The organism is Frankia sp. AiPs1 (assembly GCF_023716945.1).
Taxonomy (GTDB): Bacteria; Actinomycetota; Actinomycetes; order Frankiales; family Frankiaceae; genus Frankia.
Genome location: NZ_JAMQQF010000971.1, coordinates 1 through 1,261 on the forward strand (window position 1 = coordinate 1; position 1,261 = coordinate 1,261).

2 protein-coding genes are annotated in these 1,261 nt (G+C 72.7%); one reads left to right on the plus strand and one right to left on the minus strand.

Annotated features, from left to right (window positions below):
• On the plus strand, positions 1 to 290 hold a 290-nt coding region (locus tag ND748_RS32260; protein ID WP_251750053.1), incomplete at its 5' end, for a PH domain-containing protein.
• A 35-nt stretch (positions 291 to 325) separates the two neighbouring features.
• On the opposite strand, the gene ND748_RS32265 is transcribed toward ND748_RS32260, so the two are convergent.
• A partial coding sequence (locus ND748_RS32265) for a rhomboid family intramembrane serine protease (protein ID WP_251750054.1) occupies positions 326 to 1,261 on the minus strand: 936 nt, incomplete at its 5' end.

The window sequence follows — 1,261 nt, forward strand, 5'->3', positions numbered from 1 at the left end:
CCGTCGGCCTGTGGGCGCTGGCGCTGCGCGACCTGCTCGCCCGGCCGACCCTGCGGGTCTCCCCCGCCGGGCTCGACCTGGTCGACGGCCTGCGCCGCCGGCACCTGCCGTGGGCGGCGGTGCTTCGGGTGCGCGCCGCCACCCTCACCCACAATCGACGCGCGGTGCACCTACGCACCCTCGAGGTGGAGACGATCGACGGCCCGATCCTGCTCACCCGCCGCCAGCTCGGCACCGATCCCGGTCCGGTCGCCGAACGCGTCGAGGAAATCCGACTCCGGCTGGGCTGACCAGCCGGTCACCGCCGAGACAGGCCCGAGCGGGGCTAGATCAACGCCGCGGACTTGACGGCCGCCGCGACGAACAGCAGCGCGATCACCCCGACGACGCCGCCGGCCTGCAGCCACGCCCGCCGCGGCGGCACGTAGGCGTAGATCAGGCCGACGATCACACCGGCCGCGAGCCCGCCAAGGTGGCCCCACTTGTCGATGCTGCTGAACGAGAAGGTGATGAGCAGGTTGATCCCGAGCACGACGAGGATCTGCCGCGAATCGACCCGCAGTCGGCGGGCGATGACGTAGTAGGCCGCGAAGAAGGCGAAGATCGCGGTGGAGGCGCCGACCGAGGCCGTGGACAGGCCGCCGAGCAGGTAGCTCAGGGTGTTCCCGCCGACCGCACCGGCCACGAACAGGCCCAGGTAGCGGGCCCGGCCGAGGATCGCCTCGAGCTGGAAGCCCAGCAGGTACAGCGCGTACATGTTGAACAGGATGTGCAGCACGCCCGCGTGCAGGAAGGCCGCGGTGAGCAGCCGGTAGTACTGGTCATCCGCCGCGATCCGAAAGCCGATCATCGCGAAGTCGTCGGTGAACCGGTTGCTGCTGTCACCGCCGGCGAGACCCGGCGCCCCCTGGAGGATGTACGCGACGACGCACAGCCCGATGAGGATCTGGGTGACCAGCCCCTGCCGCCCGAGCTGCGCTCGGCCGCCAAGGGTCGTGCGCGGCTCGCGCTCGCTCGGGGCGGCGGTCTGCCCACCCTGCGGGCGTCCCTCCTCCGGGCAGTGGAACCCGACCGCCGCCGGCCGCATGCAGTCCGGGCAGATCGGCCGGCCGCAGCGCTGGCAGGAGACGTAGGTCTCCCGGTCCGCATGGCGGTAACAGTGCGGGATCGTCGGCGAAGGCGCGGTATCTGGTGCGGGTGGGCTGGGCGGCGGGGTCCAACCCGGGTGGCCGGCCGGCGGGCCGACGGTGGGCCGCCAGCC